Origin of the sequence: Carboxylicivirga caseinilyticus, from assembly GCF_050589785.1 — a bacterium.
GTDB lineage: Bacteria > Bacteroidota > Bacteroidia > Bacteroidales > Marinilabiliaceae > Carboxylicivirga > Carboxylicivirga caseinilyticus.
Window position 1 is genome coordinate 1 of sequence record NZ_JBNGOX010000101.1, and the last position, 1,320, is coordinate 1,320.

Consider the following 1,320-nt stretch of genomic DNA (forward strand, 5'->3'; position numbering starts at 1 on the left):
AATGTAGAGAACCGCCGTATACGAGAACCGTACGTGCGGTGGTGTGAGAGCTTCTCCCTGCTAGCGTTTGCTAGTGGGGCTGGCTACTCGATTGTGCACCGTAAATTATTCATTAGGGTTTTTTACTTTTGTATCATCGGTCAACACAATCAACAAGTCATCATCTTCATCCAATAAATATACTTCTTCGGTTTCAAGATATATTGACTTATTATTTGCTGTCATTTTAAAAGAAATCTTGTGACTACTTGGTAATTTCTCTTCATATTTATCAATTTTCAGTTTTTCAGATGTTTCACCGGGGAGTAATTCTGTTGCGATATAAACATCTCCCCATTTAACATCAACTATCTTTACCTGGGTAATGTTATTTTGTACTTGAATATCGCCTGGTTTATAGCAAGATTGAAAAATTACAGCAATACTTACTATCAATATTGATTTTATAGTTTTCATTTAGTCAATTTTTATTTCAATTTCACCAACAAAGGCACTTCTTAAATTTTGTTCTACTTTAAATGTCGTGTATTCAAAAGGATAATACGTTTTAGTAGAATTATCGTTAAAAGTAATCTGAAATGATTCAATCAAACATGCATATTCACCCGGTTTAAGTTCATATGCTGCATTTAAATATTGAGCAAATTCTCCAGCTGTGTTATAATCAGGTTGCTCTATGTCTTGATTAGCAATTATTAGATAATTAATCTTGTTGTCAGTAATGTATTTATTGCCAACTAATTGTTTGTCTACTTTTGAGGTATCAAGTGTTTGAGAGTTAATTTGTGTCCAATAGTAGTTATTGATATAAATACTTACTGAATCCACAGATTTTACAACCAAATAAGTACTGTCAGTCGTTTTAATGTTGACCAAAATCAATAATTCTTCAAATGGTATAGAGCCGTCCTCTGAAACGACATTTCTATCCGCACTACTCTGTGAATCATCCTTTTCGCAACTCACAACGAGTAGTCCTAAAAGTAAATAATAAATCAGTCTTTTCATATTATTTCTAATGTTAGTTATACTGTTTCGTGTTCTGTTTTATGGTGCACAACGGTGGGTATAAGAGGAGTAGCGGAATTAAAGGCGGTTTCATGTCAACATACAAAGTAGCCAAAGCTATTGATTAAATTACAGAGTCAAATCGATAGATTTGGCGAGGCAAGATTGAAACATAAAAGTTTGCTTACCCACAGAAACCGCTATTACTTTTATACCTTGTTGCACTAAACCTAAAGGTAGCTAAAGTCCGTTGCCCTTGCTACCTTTATTTGTGTTAATAAAATATTGTATCATGAAAAAAAAGCTTTACCA

Annotated in this window: 2 protein-coding genes; both read right to left on the bottom strand. The window is 33.2% G+C overall.

What is annotated here, in order from left to right:
• Positions 1–105 precede the first annotated feature (105 nt).
• Complete coding sequence (locus tag ACRD62_RS22375) at positions 106–456, bottom strand: hypothetical protein (RefSeq protein ID WP_430822308.1); 351 nt, start codon at positions 454–456, stop codon at positions 106–108.
• Positions 457–1,008: a hypothetical protein gene (locus tag ACRD62_RS22380; protein WP_430822309.1), complete on the bottom strand. Its 552-nt coding sequence runs from the start codon at positions 1,006–1,008 to the stop codon at positions 457–459.
• Positions 1,009–1,320: the final 312 nt, after the last annotated feature.